16 protein-coding genes are annotated in these 20,106 nt (G+C 73.6%); 8 read left to right on the forward strand and 8 right to left on the reverse strand.

What is annotated here, in order from left to right; all coding sequences use genetic code 11:
* Nucleotides 1-63 precede the first annotated feature (63 nt).
* The 5 genes from PV721_RS11890 (at nucleotide 64) to PV721_RS11910 (ending at nucleotide 7,876) form a co-directional block, all read left to right on the forward strand.
* On the forward strand, nucleotides 64-3,672 hold the full coding sequence (locus PV721_RS11890) for a S8 family serine peptidase (protein WP_319723136.1): 3,609 nt from the start codon (nucleotides 64-66) through the stop codon (nucleotides 3,670-3,672).
* A 131-nt stretch (nucleotides 3,673-3,803) separates the two neighbouring features.
* On the forward strand, nucleotides 3,804-4,577 hold the full coding sequence (locus PV721_RS11895; RefSeq protein WP_319723138.1) for a hypothetical protein: 774 nt from the start codon (nucleotides 3,804-3,806) through the stop codon (nucleotides 4,575-4,577).
* Nucleotides 4,578-4,629: 52 nt separating this feature from the next.
* Nucleotides 4,630-5,148 carry a protein phosphatase gene (locus PV721_RS11900; RefSeq protein ID WP_319723139.1) on the forward strand — a complete coding sequence of 173 codons (519 nt, stop codon included), beginning with the start codon at nucleotides 4,630-4,632 and terminating at the stop codon, nucleotides 5,146-5,148.
* A 445-nt stretch (nucleotides 5,149-5,593) separates the two neighbouring features.
* Nucleotides 5,594-6,799 carry a cytochrome P450 gene (locus PV721_RS11905; protein WP_319723141.1) on the forward strand — a complete coding sequence of 402 codons (1,206 nt, stop codon included), beginning with the start codon at nucleotides 5,594-5,596 and terminating at the stop codon, nucleotides 6,797-6,799.
* A 120-nt stretch (nucleotides 6,800-6,919) separates the two neighbouring features.
* Complete coding sequence (locus PV721_RS11910; RefSeq protein WP_319723143.1) at nucleotides 6,920-7,876, forward strand: hypothetical protein; 957 nt, start codon at nucleotides 6,920-6,922, stop codon at nucleotides 7,874-7,876.
* Here the strand turns inward: PV721_RS11910 and PV721_RS11915 are convergent.
* A complete protein-coding gene (locus PV721_RS11915; protein WP_319723144.1) occupies nucleotides 7,862-9,259 on the reverse strand; it encodes a gluconate:H+ symporter in 1,398 nt (465 codons plus the stop codon). The genes PV721_RS11910 and PV721_RS11915 overlap by 15 nt on opposite strands.
* Before the next feature lie 20 nt (nucleotides 9,260-9,279).
* A complete protein-coding gene (locus PV721_RS11920) occupies nucleotides 9,280-9,831 on the reverse strand; it encodes a gluconokinase (RefSeq protein WP_319723146.1) in 552 nt (183 codons plus the stop codon).
* A 131-nt stretch (nucleotides 9,832-9,962) separates the two neighbouring features.
* Between PV721_RS11920 and PV721_RS11925 the strand changes: the two genes are divergently transcribed.
* Nucleotides 9,963-10,673 carry a FadR/GntR family transcriptional regulator gene (locus PV721_RS11925; RefSeq protein ID WP_319723148.1) on the forward strand — a complete coding sequence of 237 codons (711 nt, stop codon included), beginning with the start codon at nucleotides 9,963-9,965 and terminating at the stop codon, nucleotides 10,671-10,673.
* A 70-nt stretch (nucleotides 10,674-10,743) separates the two neighbouring features.
* On the opposite strand, the gene PV721_RS11930 is transcribed toward PV721_RS11925, so the two are convergent.
* The 3 genes from PV721_RS11930 to PV721_RS11940 form a co-directional block, all read right to left on the reverse strand.
* The gene (locus PV721_RS11930; protein WP_319723150.1) at nucleotides 10,744-11,841 is read right to left on the reverse strand and encodes an alpha/beta hydrolase; all 1,098 of its coding nucleotides are present in this window, start codon (nucleotides 11,839-11,841) and stop codon (nucleotides 10,744-10,746) included.
* Nucleotides 11,842-12,011: 170 nt separating this feature from the next.
* On the reverse strand, nucleotides 12,012-13,271 hold the full coding sequence (locus PV721_RS11935; RefSeq protein ID WP_319723151.1) for a hypothetical protein: 1,260 nt from the start codon (nucleotides 13,269-13,271) through the stop codon (nucleotides 12,012-12,014).
* Between the two features lie 158 nt (nucleotides 13,272-13,429).
* On the reverse strand, nucleotides 13,430-14,323 hold the full coding sequence (locus tag PV721_RS11940) for a sigma-70 family RNA polymerase sigma factor (protein ID WP_319723152.1): 894 nt from the start codon (nucleotides 14,321-14,323) through the stop codon (nucleotides 13,430-13,432).
* Between the two features lie 207 nt (nucleotides 14,324-14,530).
* Here PV721_RS11940 and PV721_RS11945 point away from each other — a divergent pair, with 207 nt between their 5' ends.
* Nucleotides 14,531-14,878, forward strand: a complete 348-nt coding sequence (locus PV721_RS11945) for a hypothetical protein (protein WP_319723153.1) — start codon at nucleotides 14,531-14,533, stop codon at nucleotides 14,876-14,878.
* 12 nt (nucleotides 14,879-14,890) lie between these two features.
* Here the strand turns inward: PV721_RS11945 and PV721_RS11950 are convergent, their stop codons facing one another.
* Genes PV721_RS11950 through PV721_RS11960 form a run of 3 tightly spaced genes read right to left on the reverse strand, consistent with a single transcriptional unit; the run spans nucleotide 14,891 to nucleotide 17,732 of the window.
* Nucleotides 14,891-15,388 carry an HIT family protein gene (locus PV721_RS11950; RefSeq protein ID WP_319723155.1) on the reverse strand — a complete coding sequence of 166 codons (498 nt, stop codon included), beginning with the start codon at nucleotides 15,386-15,388 and terminating at the stop codon, nucleotides 14,891-14,893.
* 45 nt (nucleotides 15,389-15,433) lie between these two features.
* Entirely contained in the window at nucleotides 15,434-15,811 is a 378-nt protein-coding gene (locus PV721_RS11955) for a VOC family protein (protein ID WP_319723157.1), read from the reverse strand.
* Between the two features lie 7 nt (nucleotides 15,812-15,818).
* Nucleotides 15,819-17,732 carry an ABC transporter ATP-binding protein gene (locus PV721_RS11960; protein ID WP_319723159.1) on the reverse strand — a complete coding sequence of 638 codons (1,914 nt, stop codon included), beginning with the start codon at nucleotides 17,730-17,732 and terminating at the stop codon, nucleotides 15,819-15,821.
* Nucleotides 17,733-17,872: 140 nt separating this feature from the next.
* Here PV721_RS11960 and PV721_RS11965 point away from each other — a divergent pair, with 140 nt between their 5' ends.
* The gene (locus PV721_RS11965; protein ID WP_319723161.1) at nucleotides 17,873-19,960 is read left to right on the forward strand and encodes an AMP-binding protein; all 2,088 of its coding nucleotides are present in this window, start codon (nucleotides 17,873-17,875) and stop codon (nucleotides 19,958-19,960) included.
* Nucleotides 19,961-20,106: the final 146 nt, after the last annotated feature.

The raw sequence follows: 20,106 nt of genomic DNA on the forward strand, positions 1-20,106 counted from the left end.
ACCCGCGCACGTCACGCGCACCCTTTCCGCACAACCCGCACACGGCGTACGAGGAGACAACACGTGGCCCAACGCGACAACCGGTCCTCACGAGCCTTAAGGCCCACAAGGTCGACAAGGCCCGCACGGTCCTTACGCGCGGCGCTCGCCGCCCTCACCTCGGTCCTGCTGCTCCCGCTCGGCGCGGGCGTCGCCGCGGCCGCGCCGGACCCCGGTCCCGCCGCACCGAGCGCGGCCGAGCGCAAGATCGAACCCAAGCTCCGCGCCCAGCTCGACGGCTCGGCCAAGGCCGTCTTCTGGGTGTACCTCGACAGCGCCGCCGACCTCACCGCCGCGGGGAAGCAGCAGACCCGCGCCGCCAAGGCAGAAACGGTTCTGCGGACCAAGAGGGACCACGCCGCGCGCAGCCAGGCCGGGATCCTCAAGGCCCTGGAAGGCGCCCAGGCCGAGTACACCTCGTACTGGATCGTGAACGCCGTGCGCGTCGTCGGCAGCGAGAAGCTCGCCGGGGCCCTCGCGGCGCGTCCCGAGGTCGCCCGGATCGACGCCGACGACAAGGTCGAGCTCCCCAAGCCCGCCGAGGGCCAGCGGGAGAAGGCCGCCGCCGACGCCGTCGAGTGGAACATCGACCGGATCAAGGCCCCGCAGGTCTGGGACCAGCTCGGTGTCCGCGGCGAGGGCATCGTCGTCGCCAACATCGACAGCGGCGTCGACCACACGCACCCGGCCGTGAACAACCAGTACCGCGGCAAGAGGGCGGACGGCTCGTACGACCACGCCTACAACTGGTTCGACCCGGCGGGCGTCTGCACCACCGCGGCCCCCTGCGACAACAACGACCACGGCACCCACACGATGGGCACGATGGTCGGCGACGACGGCGGCGCCAACAAGATCGGCGTGGCCCCCGGAGCCACGTGGATCGCCGCCAAGGGATGCGAGTCCAACTCCTGCTCCGAGGCCTCCCTGCTCGCCTCGGGCCAGTGGATCGTCGCCCCGACCGACCTGGGCGGCCAGAACCCCCGCCCCGATCTCGCCCCGCACATCGTCAACAACTCCTGGGGCGGCACGGGCGGCGACGCCTGGTACCAGGAGATCGTCAACACCTGGCGGGCCGCCGGCATCTTCCCGGCCTTCTCCAACGGCAACGCCGGCCCGGGCTGCTCCACCAGCGGCTCCCCGGGTGACTACGCGAGCTCCTACAGCTCCGGCGCCTTCGACATCAACAACGCGATCGCGTCCTTCTCCTCGCGCGGCGCGGGCCCCGGCGGCATCATCAAGCCGAACATCGCCGCCCCGGGCGTGAACGTGCGCTCCTCCGTACCCGGCGGCGCCTACGAGGCCTTCTCCGGCACCTCCATGGCCTCGCCGCACACCGCCGCCGCCGTGGCCCTGCTCTGGTCCGCCGCGCCCACCCTCGAAGGCGACGTCGCGCAGACCGAGTCGCTCCTGGACGGCACCGCCCAGGACACCGACAGCAGCCAGTGCGGCGGCACGCCCGCCGACAACAACGTCTTCGGCGAGGGCAAGCTCGACGTCCTCGCCGCCGTGAACGCCGCCCCGCGCGGGGCGATCGGCGCGCTCGGCGGCGTCGTCCGCTCCGGCGGCCAGCCGCTCGCGGGCGTGAAGGTCACGGCCGACGGCCCGATCGACCGCACGGCGACCACGGCCGCCGACGGCAGCTACGCCTTCCCCTCCCTCTCGGTGGGCGACTACACCCTGACCGCCGCGAAGTTCGGCTACGGGCAGCAGACCGCGACCGCCACGGTGACCGAGAACGGCACCGCCACCGGCGACTTCACCCTCACCCAGGCACCCTCCGGCAAGCTCACCGGCACCGTCTCCTCGGCCGCCGGACCCGCCGCCGGCGCCTCCGTCGCCATCGCGGACACCCCGGTGACCGCGACCGCCGACGCGCAGGGCCGCTTCGAGGTCACCCTGCCGCACGGCACGTACGACGTGAACGCCACGCACGCCTCCCGCTGTGTCACCGGCGGCACCGCGAAGGTCACGGTCGCCGGCGACGCCACCGTCGCGGTGAACCTCCCCGAGCGCACCGACGGGTACGGCTACGCCTGCGCCACCGCCGGCGACCGCCCGTACACCGAGGGGAGCCGGCAGCTCGCGCTGACCGGAGACAACACCACCGAACGCGTCGACCTGCCCTTCCCGCTGCCGCTGTACGGGAAGACGTACGGCCAGGCCTGGATCGGGACGAACGGCACGGTCAGCTTCGGCGGCAACAACACCGGGGACATCAACGGGGACATCCCGAGCACGGCCACGCCCAACGCGGCCCTGTACCCGTTCTGGGACGACCTGGTCGTCGGCGCCGCGGGCAGCAGCTCGGGCGTCTTCACCGGCGTCACCGGCACCGCCCCGCACCGCAGTTACGTGATCGAGTGGCGCCAGGTGTCCCACTGGTCCGCGCAGGCCGACAAGTTCTCCTTCTCGGCGGCGATCGGCGAGGACGGCACCGTCTCGTACTCCTACAAGGGGACCGGCGGCACCGGCATCAAGGGCGGCTCCACGGCCACGGTCGGCGTGGAGAACGCGGCCGGCACCGACGCCTTCAAGTACTCCTTCAACACCGCGGTCATCACGGACGGCCTGTCCATCGCCTTCCGGACCACCAAGAGCGGTGTGGTGGCGGGCCGGGTGCTCGACGCCAACGACGGCAACGGCGTCGCGGGCGCCACGGTCACCGTCGGCTCCGGCGACACGGCGGTCTCGGCGACCACGGCGGCGGACGGCGGATACGTCGTCCAGAGCCCGTCGGGCTCGCGCGCCCTCTCCCTGGCGGCCGCGCAGTACGAGTCCGCCACGGCGACGGTCGACGTGAAGGCCGCCGACGTCACGACGGTGACGCAGTCCCTGCGCACCGGCAAGGTCACGGCGTCCAAGCCGTCCGTGGAGATCGTCCTCCCGGCGGAGCAGAAGCGGACGCGAACCCTGGACCTGACCAATCCCGGCCTCGGCACGGCGTTCACGGTCTCCGAGGACGCGGCCTGGCTGACGGCCACACCGGCCGGCGGTGACCTCCCGACGGGCGGGAAGATCCCGGTCACCCTTTCGGTGGACACGGCCGGACTCGCCCCCGGGACCGTGCTGACCGCCGACCTGAAGATCACCTCGGCGAGCGGCCGCACCCCGCTGCTCACCGTCCCCGTCAAGGCCGTCGTCCCGCGCTACCAGGTCGGCGTGGACGCGGGCTCCGGCTACGGCAGCACGGACGTCCTGGGCGACGCCTGGTCGCCGGACCGCAAGTACACGGCCGGCTCGTACGGCTACCAGGGCAACGGCACGGTCCAGTCCACCGGCCGCACGATCGCGGGCACGGACGAGCAGCGGCTGTTCCGCAACGCGCGCGAGGGCATGTACGAATACCGCTTCGACAACGTGCCGAACGGGACCTACACGGTGGAGCTGGGCTTCGCCGAGCTCTCCTCCACCAGGCCCAACAAGCGCGTCTTCGACGTCCTGGCCGAGGGCACCCAGGTCCTGCCCTCCCTCGACATCTCCCTGGAAGCGGGCACCTACAAGGCCCTGACCCGCGAGTACACGGTCAAGGTCACGGACGGAGTCCTCAACATCCGCTTCGTCACGCACAACGGATTCGGCAAGCCCCTGCTGAACACCCTGCGCGTGACCGACCGCCCCGACAAGAGCTGACGCTCCGAGGGGGCGGGGCGCCCGTGGGCGCCCCGCCCCCTCCGCGTCCCCCGCCCCATTCGGGTGGCGGGGGACGCGAATGCGCCACGACGTGCCGGGAGCCCGGGCCGGGCTCGTTAACGTGGGGGACCATGACGCTCCTGAGCGACCAGGCAGACGACATCCGGGCTCTCGTCGAGTCCGCCGACCCCGGGGCGGTCTGGGCCGTCGGCGGCGCCGAGGGCGTCCACGCGGGGTCGGACTCCGCGGGCGCGGGCACCGGGGACACCAGGGACGCGGTCTTCGACGTCGGCGGTCTCGCCGCCGTCCTCGCCCTCTGGCCGGTCGTGGGAAGCCTCGTGGACGAGGGCGCGCTCCACTTGCACACCCCGCTCGCCGTCTACGGGGACGAGGCCGCCGTCGGCGCCCCCGCGGGGACCACCGCCCACCACCTGCTCACCCGCCCCGGGGGGACCGCCGCCCTCACCCGACTCGCCGAACACGTCTGCGGCAGCCCCCTCGCCGACCTCGCGGTCACCCGGGTCTGGCACCCCCTCGGCATGGCCGGGACCCGGTTCGCCGAAGGCACCCTCCGAGCTCCCCTCGCCGACCTCGTCCGCTTCCTGCGCCACCTCCTCGCGCCGGTGGACACCGGCGGCCCCCCGGAAACCGCCCACGGCATCACCCGCGCCTGGACCGCCGAGTCCCTCCGCATCCGCACCGGCGAACTCACCCCCGCGCGCGGCCTCCTCTGGCACCCGGCCCCGCACGGCGTCTGGACCCACCACGCCCCGCAGGACGGCGGCCCCGCGCTGTGGGTCTCCCCGCGCCACGGCCGCTGGGCGGTCCTCCTCCCGGCCGGCGCCCGCGGCCCGCTGCGCACGGCCTTCCGTGAGGCAGTCTTCGCCCCAACTGCGCGTAGGTGAAGGCTCGTTGTGTGCGATGCTGGGTGCCGCCCCGCCAGGAGGTCCCGGCCGCATGAAGAAGACCCGCCGGCGTGACCGCGACGTGCCCGGGCCGCCGCCCACCTCGTGGGACGAGATCGCGCCGGGACTGTGGATGGGCGGGCACTACCGGACCGACCCGGCCGGGGAGCTGCGTCCCGTCGTGGTGGCGGACGAGTTCGACCTCGTCATCAGCCTCTTCGCCCGGACGGGGCACGGCCCCGGCCCGCGCGCCGAGCACGTGGTGGCGGAGATGCCGGACGCCGAACTCACCGCCGCCCAGCTCCGCACCGTGCAGCGCCTCGCACGGACCACCGGCCTCGCCCTCGACAGCGGCCTCACCGCACTGGTCCGCTGCCACTCGGGCTACAACCGGTCCGGTCTCGTCGTCGCCCAGTGCCTCGTCGACCGGGGCCTGGCACCCGCCGAGGCCATCGCCCTCGTACGCCGCCGGCGCTCCCCGTGGGCCCTGCACAACGAGACCTTCACCTCCTACCTCACCGCCGGACTCGACGCCGCGGCGCTGCTCGTCGGGCTGGACCCCCTGGCGTAGTCGGGGCGCGGAGTGCGCAGCCGGGACGTACGGTGATGCCGACGTCACCGACCGTCGTCGGTCCGGCTGCGGAGGTACACGGATGCGTACGGTCCAAGGGGTCGCCCTGGACGGGCTGAGGGCCCGGGTTCGCGCCCTCGCGGAGCGGACCGGGCTGCCGGTGCGGACCGCTCCCTTCGCCGCGCGGGCGGCCGGAGCGGGCGCCGCCCGCCGCCGCACCGAGCGCGTCGACCGCTCGCCCCGGGGCGGGATGCCGCTCGCGGACCGGAGTCCGGTCGGGAAAGGGCTAGGCGCGGAAACCGCCGACCGCCGGACATGCGTAAAAGAATCGTTTCGGCATCCGGCCGCCGCCCCGTCAGGGCCCGCCACCCCCGCCGTCCCCGGTGTCCTCCGCGCCCTTCTGAGCGGCCTCGCCCCCGCGCGCCCGCTCCGAGGCCCGGGAACGGTGCGCGCGTCCGCCGCCGCGCTGCGCGCCCTGCGCGCCCGGCACGGGGACGCGCCCGCCCTCCTGCGCACCCGCTCCGGCCGGACGGCCCTCGTCCTCCTCGACCCGCAGGACCTGCGGCGGTTCTACGAGGAACCCGTCAGCGTCCTCGCGGCCGACCCGCCCGAGAAGTGCCGGGGCCTGGGTGCGGCGGAGCCCGCCGGAACCGGCTGCTCCCGCGCCGAACTGCGCACGGAACGGCGGCAGATCAGCGCCGAGGTACTGGCCGCCGACCTGCCCGTGCACCCCTCCTGCGAACCCTTCCTGGCGGCCGTCGCCGAAGAGGCCCGGCACCTGACCGCCACCGGCACCCTCGACCTCGCCCGCGCCCGGCAGGCCGTGAACCGGGCCGCCCGGCGGATCGTGCTCGGCGACGCGGCCGCCGCGGACGAGGAGCTCGCCGGCTGGCTCACCCAACTGCGCGCCGAGGGCAAGGGCCTGCGCGGCGGCCGTGTGCGCTCCGCCCGCACCACCCGCTCGGTACGGGACAAGGCACGCGCCCGCATCCAGGAGTACGCCCGCCACGCCGACGGCGGCACGCTCGTCGGGCGGGCCGCCCGCCACGCCGACCCCACCGGCACCCTGGACACCGTGGGCGAGGCCGAGCACTGGCTCCTGGCCATGGGCGCCGTCCCCGACACGCTGATGCGCACCCTCCTGCTGCTCGGTGCGCACCCCGCGGAGCAGGACGTGGCCGCGGCGGAGGCGGTCGCCGAAGCCGGGGAAGGTCCGGGCCGGGGCGAACTGCCCAGGCTGCGAGCCTGCGTACGGGAGTCCCTGCGCCTGTACCCGGTGGTGCCCGACCTGATCCGCGTCACCCGCGCCGAGACAGAATGGCGGGGCGTGCGCTACCCGGCCGGCACCTCGGTGCTGCTGCCCGCCGCGTTCCACCAGCGCGACCCCGAACGGGTCCCGGCCGCGCACGTGTTCGTGCCGGGCCGGTGGAAGAACCCGCGTGCGGACCAGGACATCCGGATGGCGCCCTTCAGCCATGGCGGCGGCCGCTGCCCGGGTGACCAGCTCGGCCTGATGATCACGGCCGCGCTCTGCGCCGAGGTGCTGCGGGGCCATCGGATCGGGGCCGGCCGGCCGGTCCTGGACCCGGTGGGGCCGCTGCCCTCGACGCTCGACCCGCGCGGCATCCGGCTCACCCTCACCCGCCGCTGACGGCGCCGCACGCATCCGTCCGCGGCCCGCCCCCCACTGCCCGACCCTGCTCGCCGCACGCTCCCCGAACCTGCCGAACCTGCCGAACCTGCCGAACCTGCCGAACCCCACGAGGATCCCATGCCCGACGCCGCGACCTCCGCGTCCACCGACCCGGACGTCGACCTGCTCGACGCCCCGTGCCGCACACTTGCCGAGGCTGCTGACGCGGTCGGCGAGGCCGCCCGCTACGCCTCCGGCCTGGCACTCGGCGCCCGGCTGCCCGCGGCCGCCCTCACCCGCGGCGGCAGCGCCAGGCGCGGCTGGCGGACCCTGCTCCGTACGCTGACCGACCCGGCGGGCCTCGGCTGGGCCCCGCGCGGCCGAGGCGTGGCCCGGGCCGGCCGGCTCGCCGGAATCCTGACGAGCCGGGAGAGCCTCGCGATCAGCATCGCCGTCTGCGGACTCCGGGCCCGGATCCGGGCCGCGAGCGCGGGCCGCCCCGAACTCCTGGACGACCCCGGCGCGGCGGCGGTCCTGCGGGCCGTCGAGGCGGGCCTGTTGGCGGAGGCCGTCCGCCTGTTCCGCACGATCATGCGCGACCAGGGGGCCGAGCACGCCTTCTCCCTGCTGGCCCCGTCCTTCGCGGACATCCTCGCCTGGAAGGCCCTGACCGACGCCAACCCCTTCAACGACCACGCCGGCTGGCAGGTTGCCACCGGCCGGGCCGAGACCGCTGAACCGCTGCTCGGGCTGGGCGCCGCCTTCTGGGCCCTCTGCGACCGCGGGCAGGGCCTGCCCGAACGGCGCCCGACGGGGAGCGCACCCGCCCGCCGACCCGCCCGGCGCCGGGTCACGGGCCGGCCGCTCCGGCCGGCGCCGCGACCGCCGGACGGCGGCCTGCGCGGTCACGCCACCGTGCTGCGCACGCACGCGGCCCGGCTGAGCGGGGCGGCCGCTTCCGCGCCGTACTGGCACGGCCCGGACGCCGTGGTCCTGCGCGCCGAGGTCACGAACCTCGCGACCCGTTGCGAGACGGCGGCGGACGGCCTCGCCCTCGCCGCCGCCCAACTGCAGGGCCGGCTAAAGGACCAGTGACAGCAGCAGGACGCATCCCAGACCGACCACCGAGATGATCGTCTCCATCACCGACCAGGTCTTCACGGTCTGGCCGACGGTCATCCCGAAGTACTCCTTGACCATCCAGAAGCCGGCGTCGTTGACGTGGCTGAAGAACAGCGAGCCCGACCCGATGGCGAGGACCAGCAGCGCGGTCTCCGTGGTGGACGTGCCGGCCGCGAGCGGGGCCACGAGGCCGGCCGCCGAGATGGTGGCCACCGTCGCCGAGCCGGTCGCCAGGCGGATGGCCACGGCGATCAGCCAGGCGAGCAGCAGCGTCGGCACGGCCCAGCCCTGCGACAGGTCCAGGATCATCTGGCCCACGCCCACGTCGATCAGGGTCTGTTTGAAGCCGCCGCCGGCGCCCACGATCAGCAGGATGCCCGCGATCGGGCCCAGGGACTTCTCCACCGTGACCGACAGTTGCCCCTTGGTGAAGCCGGCCGCCCGGCCGAGGGTGAACATGCCCACCAGCACCGCCGAGAGCAGCGCGATCAGCGGGGAGCCCGCGACGTCGGTGACGCGCTGCACCGGGTTGGACGGGTCGTTGACCACGATGTCGACCAGGGCCTTGACCAGCATCAGGACCACCGGCAGCAGCACGGTGAAGACCGTCGCCCCGAACCGCGGGCGGTGCTCCACGTCGGCCGAAGGGCGCTGCGCGACCATGTGCTCCGGCGCCGGGATGTCCACGCATCGCGCCGCGTACCGGGAGAAGAGCGGCCCGGCGATGATCACGGTCGGGATCGCGACGACCACGCCGAGCGCGAGCGTGACCCCCAGGTTCACGTGCAACGCGTCGATGGCGACGAGGGGTCCGGGGTGCGGCGGTATCAGCCCGTGCATCACGGACAGGCCGGCCAGCGCCGGGATGCCGATCCGCATCAGGGAGTAGTTCCCCCGCTTGACCACCATCAGCACCACCGGGATCAGCAGCACGATGCCGACCTCGAAGAAGAGCGGCAGCCCGATCACGGAGGCGATCAGCACCATCGCCCAGGGCATGGCCCGGCCCTTGGCCCGCGCGAGGATCGTGTCCACGATCTCGTCCGCGCCGCCCGAGTCCGCCAGCAGCCTGCCCAGGATCGCGCCGAGGGCGATCAGTACGCCGACGCCCGCGACCGTGGCGCCGAGGCCGGCGGTGAAGCTGGCGATCGTCTTGGCCAAGGGCGCGCCCGCGAAGACCCCGAGGGCCAGCGAACCGACCGTCAGGGCGAGGAAGGCGTGCAGCTTGAGGCGGGTGATGAGCAGGACGATGACGGCGATGCCCGCGAGGACGGCGAGCCCCAGCTGGGTGTTCCCGGCCGAGGTGATCGGACCGGTGGCGGCCGCTGCCAGTGTCTCGGCGCTGAGACGGGTCACGGTGGCTTCTACCTTCTTCTTCAGTTTTCGGAGGTGCGGTGCGCGGGACCGCCGCGTTCGTCCGTGCCGAGCCGGCGCAGGGCGGCCAGGGCGCGTTCGGTGATCTCCTGGGGAGAGCCGGACACGTCGACGGCGACGCCGAGTTCGTCGTCCTGGAGCGGTTCCAGGGTGGCGAACTGCGAGTCCAGCAGGGTGGTGGGCATGAAGTGGCCCTTGCGGTCGGCCATCCGCTTCTCGATCAGCGGGCGCTCACCGGTGAGGTGGACGAAGACCGCCCCGGGGGCCGCGGCACGCAGCCGGTCGCGGTAGGTGCGCTTGAGCGAGGAGGCGGCGACCACGCCGCCGCGCGGCCCGGCGCAGTTGCGGATCCACTGGCCGATGGCGTCCAGCCACGGCCACCGGTCCGCGTCGTCCAGCGGGGTGCCGGCCGCCATCTTGGCGACGTTGGCCGCCGGGTGGAACGCGTCGCCCTCCGCGTACGGAATGCCGAGCGACGTCGCGAGCAGCCGGCCCACGGTCGTCTTGCCCGTGCCGGCCACGCCCATCACCACAATGACGCGCTGGGTGCTCACGCCTACCTCGCTGTCCTCGTCGACATCGGGTCGTGCGGCACCACCGAAGCGCATTAAGTACTACTTATTCAAGGGTCGGGTGGCAAACATCGCATCTTTTGCCGGGCGGGGCCTCACCGTACGCTTGCGCCATGACGACCGAAGGCAGTCCTGGGCAGGGGCTCCACTCCCACGTGCTGGACACCCTCGGCCTCGCGATCACGGCGGGGGAGTACCCGCCCGGCAGCGTCCTGCGCACGGACGAGATCGCCGAACGCTTCGACGCCTCCCGCACGGTGGTGCGGGAGGTCGTCCGCGTCCTCGAGTCGATGCACCTGGTCGAGTCCCGCCGCCGGGTCGGCGTCACGGTCCGCCCCACCGACGAGTGGAACGTCTACGACCCGCGGGTGATCCGCTGGCGGCTGGCGGGCACCGACCGGCCCCGGCAACTGCGTTCCCTCACCGTGTTGCGCTCCGCGATCGAGCCGGTCGCGGCCGGCCTCGCCGCGACCCTGGCCACGCCGGAGCAGTGCGCCGAACTCACCGAGGCGGCCCTCGGGATGGTCCGCACCTCGCGCGGCCACCAGCTCGAGGGCTACCTGCGCCACGACATCGCGTTCCACCGCGTCGTGCTGAACGCCTCCGGCAACGAGATGTTCGCCCGGCTCGGGGACGTCGTCGCGGAGGTCCTGACCGGACGCACCGAACACGCGGTGATGTTCCACGATCCCGACCCGGCGGCCGTCACCCTGCACGTCCATGTGGCCCAGGCGGTACGGGAGGGGGACGCGGCCCGGGCGGAGGCGTTGACGCGGCAGATCGCGGTGGGCGCGCTGGAGGAGCTGGACGTACTGGCGCCGTAGGGGGCCCGGCGGCGCGGCCGGGTCGCCGCGTCGCCGGAGAGGCCCCGACGGGTGCGCCCGCCGCGTCTTCTCACTCGGCGCTGAGCCGGCCGCCGATCCATTCGAGAGCGGGCGGGATCTCGCGGTTCCAGGTGTTGAAGCTGTGGCCTCCGCGGTCGAGCGTGATCGACGAGACGCGGGCCGGATCCTTCACCGCCTTGATGAACTGCTGGGTCGGTTTGTAGTTCTCCTCGCCCTGCAGTGAGGTCGTCACGAGGAACGAGGACGCGCCCTGCGGCCGGTTGGCCAGATGCCACAGCAGGTCGGATCGTTTCTCCTCGTCCTTGTCGCCGTGGAAGAGGTCCCCGGAGTCCTGGTCGATCTCCGGCTTGTAGTCCGCCGAAAGGCCGACGCCGGCCGCGTAGGTCTCCGGATGCTGCACCGTCATCTTCAGGGCGCAGTAGCCGCCGGTCGAATCGCCGATGATGCCCCAGCTCCGCGCCGAGGTGCCGGCGCGGTACGTGCTGGATACGGCCCGGGGGACGTCCGCACCGAAGAAGGTTTCGCTCTGCGGGCCGCCGCCGCGGACGTCGACGCACTGGGTGTTCGCGGCCGAGACCGTGGGCCGCATCATCACCAGGATCATCGGCTGCGCCTTCTTCTCCTTGGCCAGGGTCCATGCCGTCTTCGGGTAGCGCAGCCCCTTCAGCAGGTTCTCCGCCGTGCCCGGGTAGCCCGTCAGGACCACGGCCGCGGGGAACCTCCGCTGCTCGTTGCCCTTCTGGAAGTACTCCGGCGGCAGGTACACGTAGGCCTGGGCGGCGCTCCTGGAACGCTCACCGTGCAGGGTCACCTTCTCGATCACGCCGCTCACCAGGGGGTTGCCGCCGCCCGGCACGTTCGGAGCCTGCCGCCCCAGCACCTCCACGGCCACCCCGCCGCGCACGGCCTCCTGGCGCGCCCGTCCGGCCAGGTCCGCCCACGAACCGTAGATCAGCAGGCTGCGGTTCGCCGCGAGCGCGACGGATGCGAACAGGAACGCCTGCACGAGGACGATCAGCCCCGTGCGTCCCAGTACCGGTGTCAGGCTCCCCCGTGCCAGCCGCGGCCAGAGCCACACGGTGACGGCGAAGGCGAGTGCCGTGCAGAGCACGGCACACAGGAGGAGCGCACTACTTGTCAGACCCATGGATCAGCGGAACCCTCTGCGACGTGTCGGTCTGGACGCACCGGCCCAGAGCACCGCCAACCGGTGCGCATCAGGCTAGAGAGGTACCGGGGCCGAAGCGTTCCACCGAGCGGCGGCGGGCTTGCAAGGTCCCGTCGCCGGCGGCGCGTCGGCCCACCGCACACCCGCGGTCACCCGCAGCCGCCGCATCCCCCTCCGCATCCGCCACCGTCACCGCATCCACCGCCGCAGCCGCCCGCGGCGGAGTCCGAGCTCCGCGACTCCTTGCGTTGCCGCTCCCGTTCGCGCCTTCGCTCCTCGGCCAGGCGTACCGCCTCCCGGACGGCCTCGCGGAACGAGCGGCCGGCCGGCTTCCAGCCGCGCAGCCAGTGCCGGCGGCGCGGGAGCAGCGGGGCGGCGGTGACGTACGGGACGAGGCGGGTGCCGCCCTCGTAGACGGCGCTCTCCAGGACGACCTCGGCCCCCTCGTACACGGCTCCGTACACGACGGCCTCGAAGGGTTCCGCCTGGGCGTCGATGTCGTGGTGGTCCGTGCGCAGGGTCCGTTCGGAGCCGGAGAGGAGGATCCGCCGTCCGGTGAGGATGTCCCGGGCCCGTGGCCGTTGGGCGATCAGGGGCGGCCCGGCCGGGGTGTCGGCGTCCGGGTGGATCCAGTGGTGTCCGGAGGCGGAGATCCGTACGCCGACCAGGAGCGCGGGCTGCGGCCGGCCGTTCAGGCGGCGCGCGGCCCGGCGGCGGGCCAGGCCCCGGCCGAGGACGGTGGTACCGGGCACCAGGAGCACCAGGGCGAGCACTTGCAGGACCCCCGGGTCGTACGGGTGCGCGCTGCCCGAGGCCCGCACTTCCAGGAGGACGCCGCTGGTGAGGGCCGCGGCGGCCGCGAGGCAGCACGCGCAGCCGAGGACGATCGCCGTCCGTCCGCGGCGCCGGTGTGCGGCCGGAAGCGGGTCGGGCAGCGGGAAACGGGCGGACCCGGCGGCGGCCAGGGCGAGTTCGCGCTGGCGGCGGCGGGCGAGGAGGCGGACCAGCGACCCGGTGAACGCCCACGCGGCGAGGGCGAGGACCAGTCCGCGGCCGATCCCGCCCGCCGCGTCGGGGGCGGGAAGCGCGAGGGCGGCGCCCGCCGCGATGACGGGTGTGGCCAGCAGGGTGGCCACCGGTAAGTGGCGGAACCAGACCGGCAGCGCGATCAGGAGGACGCCCAGGGCATAGCCGCGCCAGTCTTCACCGCGCCCGGGTTCCGCGTCGCCGAGGGCGCTGAGGGCGATCGCGAGGAGGACCACGCCGCCGAGGAGCCAGCCTCCGGCGACGGGTGCGAACGCCGCCGGGACGCGGGCGCGGAGCCAGCGCTGGGCGTCCTCGACGCCCCACGCCGCGACTCCGCCCTCCGGTATCCCGGCGGTCGGCAGGTGCTTGACGTAGTCGGTCACGGCGCCAGTATGGGAGCGCCGTGCCGCGGCCCAGAAGAGGCGGCCGCGGCACGGAATCGCTACGGCCGCTTCCGGGCCGAGGCGGCCCCGGGATCGGCGTCGCCGGCGATCGGGCTCGGGTCGGCGCCGGGATCGGGGTCGGTCGGGTCGGGGTCGGGTCAGGCGTCGAGCACGGCGAGTTCCAGCCCGTCGAGGCGCTCCGGCTCCGCGACGATGTCGATCTCGGTGATCAGGCCGTCCTCGATGGTGAAGTCGAGCACCAGGAACAGTCGTCCCAGCGGCGCCATCGCCAGGCCGACCACACCGTTGACGAGGGCGGGCTGCGTGGACCGCGCCCGCTGCATGGCGGCCATCGCACCCGTGGCGACGGTGACGGCGCCGCTGAAGGAAAGGGGCGCGGGGGTGGGCCCGACGGCCCGGTCGGCCCGGAGCACCACATCGGGGTGGAGCAGCGAGACCAGTGCGTCGAAGCTCCCGCCGCGGGTGGCGGCCAGGAAGGCCTCCACGACGCTGCGCTGGCGGGTGAGATCGGCCTCGGGCACCATCGGGGCGCCCTTGACCCGGCGGCGGGCGCGGCTCGCGAGCTGGCGGGTCGCGACCGGGGTCTTCTCGATCAGGGGGGCGATCTCGTCGAAGGGCACGGCGAACAGGTCGTGCAGTACGAACGCCAGCCGCTCGGCCGGCGCGAGCGTGTCGAGCACCACCAGCAGGGCCAGCCCGACGGAGTCGGCCAGTACGGCCTCCTCCTCGGGGTCGACCGTGTCCTCACGGCTGACGACGGGGTCGGTGGGATAGGCCTCGATGGAGTCCTCGCGCCGGGAGTCGCGCGAGCGCAGCAGGTTCAGGCACACGCGCGACACGACCGTGGTCAGCCAGCCCCCGAGGTTCTCGACCTCGCTGATGTCGGAGCGGTTGAAGCGTATCCACGCCTCCTGCACGGCGTCCTCGGCCTCGGCGAGCGAGCCCAGCATCCGGTAGGACACCGCTCTCAGATGAGATCGGTGCTCTTCGAACTGCTCGGTCAAGCCGGAACTCTGGTCCACGGGTCTCATTCCTTCCTCACAGCGGATCCTCAAAATAGATCACGAAGAAATCGCCCGTGTGAGGGGGGAGTTGGGCCCGGGGCCGCGCACCGCCCCGCCGGGGCCGGCCGGCGCGGGCGGCTGCGACGGCCGCCACTGCTGGATAATGGCGCCGAACAGCAGAAGCACCGGAGACGCCGGGGACACGTGGTGGCCCGGCAGGAGAGGGAGCCCCCGATGGAAGCGCAGCACTTCGAGCGGATCACCGCGTTCATCGAGGCACGGCTCACCCCGCTGTTCGACGCCGAGACGGGCAGCGAGTACGGCTTCGGCATGGACGACACCTCCCGTGCGCTGCGCGCGCTGCGCAATTCCGTCCTGGAGGCGTCCGCCATCAAGGGCCTCATCGCGCAGCGGGCCACGGCCGAGCCGGCCATGCGCCGCGTCATCGACCAGTCGGTCGAGCACAACTGGGACGTGCTGCGCGGCATCGCCCGCCAGTGGGAGGACCACGCCGACTTCCGCCACGAGTTCAAACACCACGCGTGGGAGCTCGACCACCACCACGCCGCCGCGGACGCCTGAGCCCCTGCGCCCTCACCCCGGCGGCGTGCTGATTGCGCGTGCGGCGATGGCCGTGCGCAGGCGCGCCGCCGCGGCTTGCGCCTCCTGAGGCGACGGCGAGAGCACACCGTGCTCGGTCATCAGGGCGTGGAACTGCTGCCGCTCGTACGGCACTCCGGGCGGCAGCGCCGCGACGTGCCAGTGGAGGTGGGTGTTCCCCTGCTGGCTGCCCAAGGAGTACAGGTAGGTCCGCTCGGACGCGTAGACCTCCTCGACCGCGAGGGCGACCTCCCGTACGACGAGCATGATGCGGAGGTAGGCCGCCGCGTCCAGATCACGGACGGCATGCTCGACGTGTGCCTTCGGCGCCACCAGGACCTTTCCGGGGAGCGTGGGCCACCGGTCGAGGAAGGCCACGTGGTGATCGTCCTCGAAGACCGCCTCGTGCGCGTACTCCGGGTCCCCGGCGAGGAACGCGCAGACGAAACACGGCCCGCTGCGCGTCCGCTCGACGTACCGCCCGAGATCCATGGCCCCGCGTTCCCCCGGCTGCGGCGCGGCTGCTCCGGACAAGGCCTAACCCGCCGCCTTGCGCGGGGTGGTCTGCTGGACCGCCCAGCCGTTGCCGTCCGGGTCCGAGAAGTAGACGAAGGAACCCCAGGGCAGGTCCTGGATCTCCGTCACCTCGACGCCCCGGGCCCGCAGGTCCTCGTACGCCTCCTCGATGTCGGTGACGACGACCTGCATGTTGTCCAGCGATCCCGGGGTCATCCGGGTCAGTCCCTTGCCGATCGCGATCGAACAGGCCGAGCCCGGCGGGGTCAGCTGCACGAAGCGGATGTCCTCGCTGACCGTGACGTCGTGGTCGGCGTGGAAGCCGAGCTTCTCGTAGAAGGCCTTGGCCCGATCGACATCGGTGACGGGGACGGCGACCAGTTCGAGTTTGATGTCCATCACAGCATCATGCTCCCGGCGCCGGTGCCGCGCCGCCCGGGGCCAGGTCGGCAGGCGTGTCCGCCGTCGCGAACTGGGTGCGGTACAGCTCCTCGTACCGGCCGCCCGCCGCCAGCAGCTCGGTGTGCGTGCCCCGTTCCACGATCCGGCCGTCCTCGACCACCAGGATCAGGTCCGCCGCCTGTACGGTCGACAGCCGGTGCGCGATCACCACCGCGGTCCGGCCCGCCAGGGCCTCGCCCAGCGCCTCCTGGACCGCCGCCTCCGAGGTGGAGTCCAGGTGCGCGGTCGCCTCGTCGAGGATCACCACCCGCTGCCCGGCCAGCAGCAGCCGTGCGATGGTCAGCCGCTGCCGTTCCCCGCCCGACAGCCGGTAGCCGCGCTCCCCGACCACCGTGTCCAGCCCGTCCGGCAGCGAGGCGACGAGCCCGTCGAGGCGCGAGCGCCGCAGGGCCTCCCAGATCTCCTCCTCGGCGGCTTCGGGCCGGGCCAGCAGCAGGTTGGCCCGTACCGACTCGTGGAAGAGGTGCCCGTCCTGCGTGACCATGCCGAGCGTCTCGCGGATCGAGTCGGCCGTGAGGTCCCGTACGTCGATCCCGCCGAGGCGCACCGCGCCCGAGTCGGTGTCGTACAGCCGCGGCAGCAGCTGGGCGATGGTCGACTTGCCGGCGCCGGACGAGCCGACCAGGGCGATCATCTGGCCGGGTTCGGCGCGGAAGGACACCTCGTGCAGCACCTTCGTACCGCCCCGGGCGTCGAGGGCGGCGACCTCCTCCAGGGAGGCGAGCGAGACCTTGTCGGCGGAGGGGTAGCCGAACGAGACCCGGTCGAACTCCACGGCCACCGGACCCTCCGGCACCCGGCGGGCGTCCGGCTTCTGCGCGATGAGCGGCTTGAGGTCGAGGATCTCGAAGACCCGCTCGAAGCTCACCATCGCGCTCATCACCTCGACGCGGGCGCCGGCGAGCGCGGTCAGCGGGGCGTACAGCCGGGTCAGGAGCAGGGCGAGGGCGACGACGGAACCGGCGTCCAGGGAACCGCGCAGGGCGTAGAACCCGCCGAGCCCGTAGACGAGGGCGAGGGCCAGGGCCGAGACGAGGGTGAGGGCCGTGATGAAGGCCGACTGGGCCATCGCCGTACGGATCCCGATGTCCCGCACCCGCGCCGCCCGGGCCGCGAACTCCGCGGATTCGTCGGCGGGCCGGCCGAACAGTTTGACCAGCGTCGCGCCGGGGGCGGAGAACCGCTCGGTCATCTGGGTGCCCATCGCGGCGTTGAGTGCGGAGGCCTCCCGCTGCATCGCCGCCATCCGCGCCCCCATCCGGCGGGCCGGCAGCACGAACACCGGGAGCAGCACCAGCGCCAGCAGGGTGATCTGCCAGGAGATGCTGAGCATCACGGTGAGGGTCAGCAGCAGGGTCACGGTGTTGGCGACCACCCCCGACAGGGTGTTGCTGAAGGCGCGTTGGGCGCCGATCACGTCGTTGTTCAGCCGGCTGACCAGGGCCCCGGTCCGGGTGCGGGTGAAGAAGGCGACGGGCATCCGCTGCACGTGGTCGAAGACCGCCGTCCGCAGATCCAGGATGAGGCCCTCGCCGAGGGTGGCGGAGAGCCGGCGGGTCAGCAGCCCCAGCCCGGCCTCTGCGACCGCGATCAGCGCGATGAGCAGGGCGAGCCGGGTGACGGCGGCACTGTCCCGGCCGTCGACGATGGCGGTGACCACCCGGCTGGCGAGCACCGGGGTGGCCACCGCCAGCAGTGCGGTCACCACGCTCAGAAGGAGGAAGAGGGTGAGCCCGCGGCGGTGCGGGCGGGCGAAGGCGGCGACGCGGCGCAGACCGGCCCGGGAGAGCGGGCGGCGGTCCTGCTGGGCGTTGATCGCACTGTGCAGCGAGGTCCAGGCGGTGATTTCCATGTCCATGACCCGAACGCTAGGACCTCAACTTAACCTGAGGTCAAGGTTTCGGTGCCGGACCGCCCGCGGGTGTCTCCAACTCCCGCCCGTACGAACGATTTTCGCCTTCTCCGTCCGCTGTCGGTACCCGGTGGCATCATCGGGTCATGACGCAGGGATCCGAGTCCGTACGCTTCGGCAAGCGAACCGCCGACACCGTCCTGCAGCGCTTCGAGCAGTGGGCCCGCGACACTCCCGGGACCCACGCCCTCATCGCAGGCGCCGAGAGCCTCACCTACGGGCAACTGGACGAGCGGGCCGACCGGCTGGCGCACCGTCTGCTCGCCTCCGGCCTGCCGCCCGGCGGCCTCGTCGCCATCGGCACCGCCCGGCAGGCCGAACTGGTCGTCGCCCTCCTGGCCACCCTCAAGGCCGGCGGGACGTACGTCGTCGTCGACGCCGAGACCCCGCGCACCGGGCAGCGCCAGCTCACCGTGGCCGAGCCCTTCGTGCTGCTCACCCCACTCGCCCACCGGGCGGCCCTCGACAACGGAAGCGGGGTGAAGGTGATCCGGCTGGGCGCGGAGGCCGCCGCGATCGCCGGACAGCGGGGGGAACAGCCCGCGGAACACCCCGCTGACCAGCCCTCCGACCGGCCCACCGACCAGCCGTCACACCAGCCGTCCGGACAGCCCGCCACGCAGGCGGCAGCGTCTCCGCCGCCCCCCGCCCCCGGCCGTACCGCGGCCCTCCTGTTCACCGGTGCGGCCGAGCCGCGCGCCGTCCCCGTCAGCCACGGTCTGCTGCTCGCCGCCCACGAGAGCTGGGCCGAGGTGGCCCGGCTCACCCCGGCGGACCGGCACCTGATCGCGGCCGGGACGGACGTCACCGCCTTCGCCGCCGGCTGGACCCGGGCCCTGTGCTCGGGCGGCGCCCTCGTCCTTCCCCGGCGGTCCCCCTGGAAGCCCGAGGACATCCGCGCTGCGGTCGGGACCGAGCACGTCACCGTCCTGCACACCGACCCGGCCACCGCCCTCGAACTCCTGAAGGGGGAAGAAGCGCCGGGCACCGCCTTCCGGTCGCTGCGGCTGCTCGCCGTCTCGGGCGACCGTCTCTACCTCGACGACCAGGCCGCCCTGCAGGTCCTGCTGCGGCCCGGCGCACGGGTGCTCAACGTCTACGGGCTCGCGGAGAGCGCGGGCATCGGCACCTGGTTCGAACTGCCGCAGCTGCCCCGCCCGCTCGACGACCCGGAAGAGCTCTCCCTGCTCGGCACCCCCTTCCCCGGCTGGCGGGCCGAGGTGCGCGACGGGCAGATCCGCCTCACCCCGCCCGGCGCCGGTGACGTGATACCCACCGGTGACCTGGGCCTGCTCCGCGAGGACGGGCTGCTCGAGTTCGGCGGCCGGCTGGGGGACCGCATCACCCTGCCCGGCGGGCGCTCCGTCGACCCCCACCCGATCGAGTCCGCGATCCGCAGCCACGAGGGCATCGGCTCGGTGATCGTGAACGGGGTCGACAGCGCGCGCGGCCCGCGCCGCCTCGTCGCCTACGTCGCCCCGCCCACCGCAGGTTCCACGGCTCCCGTGGCGGCCCCACTGCCGGACATCGAGGAACTGCGCGACCATCTGGCGGGGAAGGTGCCCAGGGAGGAGACCCCGCGCACCGTGATCCGGCTGCGCGCACTGCCCCGCAACCGGGCCGGCCGGGAGGACCGGGCCGCCCTGCCGCTGCCCATCCTGCCCGCCGCCGCGGCGAAGGGGGGCGGCGGGAGCACGTCCGGGAAGTACGGGGCCGCCCCGGCCGGCGAGGGACTCCCGGCCTCCTGTGCGGGCGGCTGCGGGGGAGGCCTGGGCTTCGTCGCCCTCATCCTCACGAACCTCCTCTGGCCCGGATCCACCGACCTCACCGGGGTGCCGCAACCCTGGGCGTTCCTCTTCTCCGTCCTCTACCTGTTCGAGTGCGCCGCCTTCGGCGTCGGGGTGGTCTTCCTCTTCGGAGGGCGTGCCCGGATGCGGAGCCGGGGCCGCGGCCGGCGGATCACCGCGGCCGCCCATCTGGCGGTGTCCTACCTCCTGCTGGCCTGGTGGCCGCAGGACAACCTCTACCGGCTGGCCGCCAAACAGGACTGGCCGCGGCAGGCCGCGCTCGTCTACACCTTCAACGTCCCCCTGATGATCGCGGCAGCCGTCGTCGCCGCCTACCTCGTCGCGAAACCGGCCGATCCCTTCGACTTCGACGAAGACGACGACTGACGGATCAGGGGCCGGCGGGCGGGGCGGGCTGACGCGGCACCCCGATGGAACCCGGTGACCCTCATCCCCAACTGCCGCGGCCCCGTCCTCACCAGGGGCCCCGACGCGTGGCCGCTCGCCCTTCCATTAAAGCAAAGACAAGGGCG

Source organism: Streptomyces sp. MB09-01, assembly GCF_033794505.1.
In the GTDB taxonomy this organism is placed as follows: Bacteria; Actinomycetota; Actinomycetes; order Streptomycetales; family Streptomycetaceae; genus Streptomyces.

Coding starts and splice junctions, on each gene's coding strand:
- PV721_RS11910 (WP_319723143.1), top strand. CDS start 6,920: ATGCCCGACGCCGCGACCTCCGCGTCCACCGACCCGGACGTCGACCTG.
- PV721_RS11950 (WP_319723155.1), bottom strand. CDS start 15,388: ATGGATCTCGGGCGGTACGTCGAGCGGACGCGCAGCGGGCCGTGTTTC.
- PV721_RS11965 (WP_319723161.1), top strand. CDS start 17,873: ATGACGCAGGGATCCGAGTCCGTACGCTTCGGCAAGCGAACCGCCGAC.
- PV721_RS11895 (WP_319723138.1), top strand. CDS start 3,804: ATGACGCTCCTGAGCGACCAGGCAGACGACATCCGGGCTCTCGTCGAG.
- PV721_RS11955 (WP_319723157.1), bottom strand. CDS start 15,811: ATGGACATCAAACTCGAACTGGTCGCCGTCCCCGTCACCGATGTCGAT.
- PV721_RS11940 (WP_319723152.1), bottom strand. CDS start 14,323: ATGAGACCCGTGGACCAGAGTTCCGGCTTGACCGAGCAGTTCGAAGAG.
- PV721_RS11945 (WP_319723153.1), top strand. CDS start 14,531: ATGGAAGCGCAGCACTTCGAGCGGATCACCGCGTTCATCGAGGCACGG.
- PV721_RS11900 (WP_319723139.1), top strand. CDS start 4,630: ATGAAGAAGACCCGCCGGCGTGACCGCGACGTGCCCGGGCCGCCGCCC.
- PV721_RS11960 (WP_319723159.1), bottom strand. CDS start 17,732: ATGGACATGGAAATCACCGCCTGGACCTCGCTGCACAGTGCGATCAAC.
- PV721_RS11925 (WP_319723148.1), top strand. CDS start 9,963: ATGACGACCGAAGGCAGTCCTGGGCAGGGGCTCCACTCCCACGTGCTG.
- PV721_RS11930 (WP_319723150.1), bottom strand. CDS start 11,841: ATGGGTCTGACAAGTAGTGCGCTCCTCCTGTGTGCCGTGCTCTGCACG.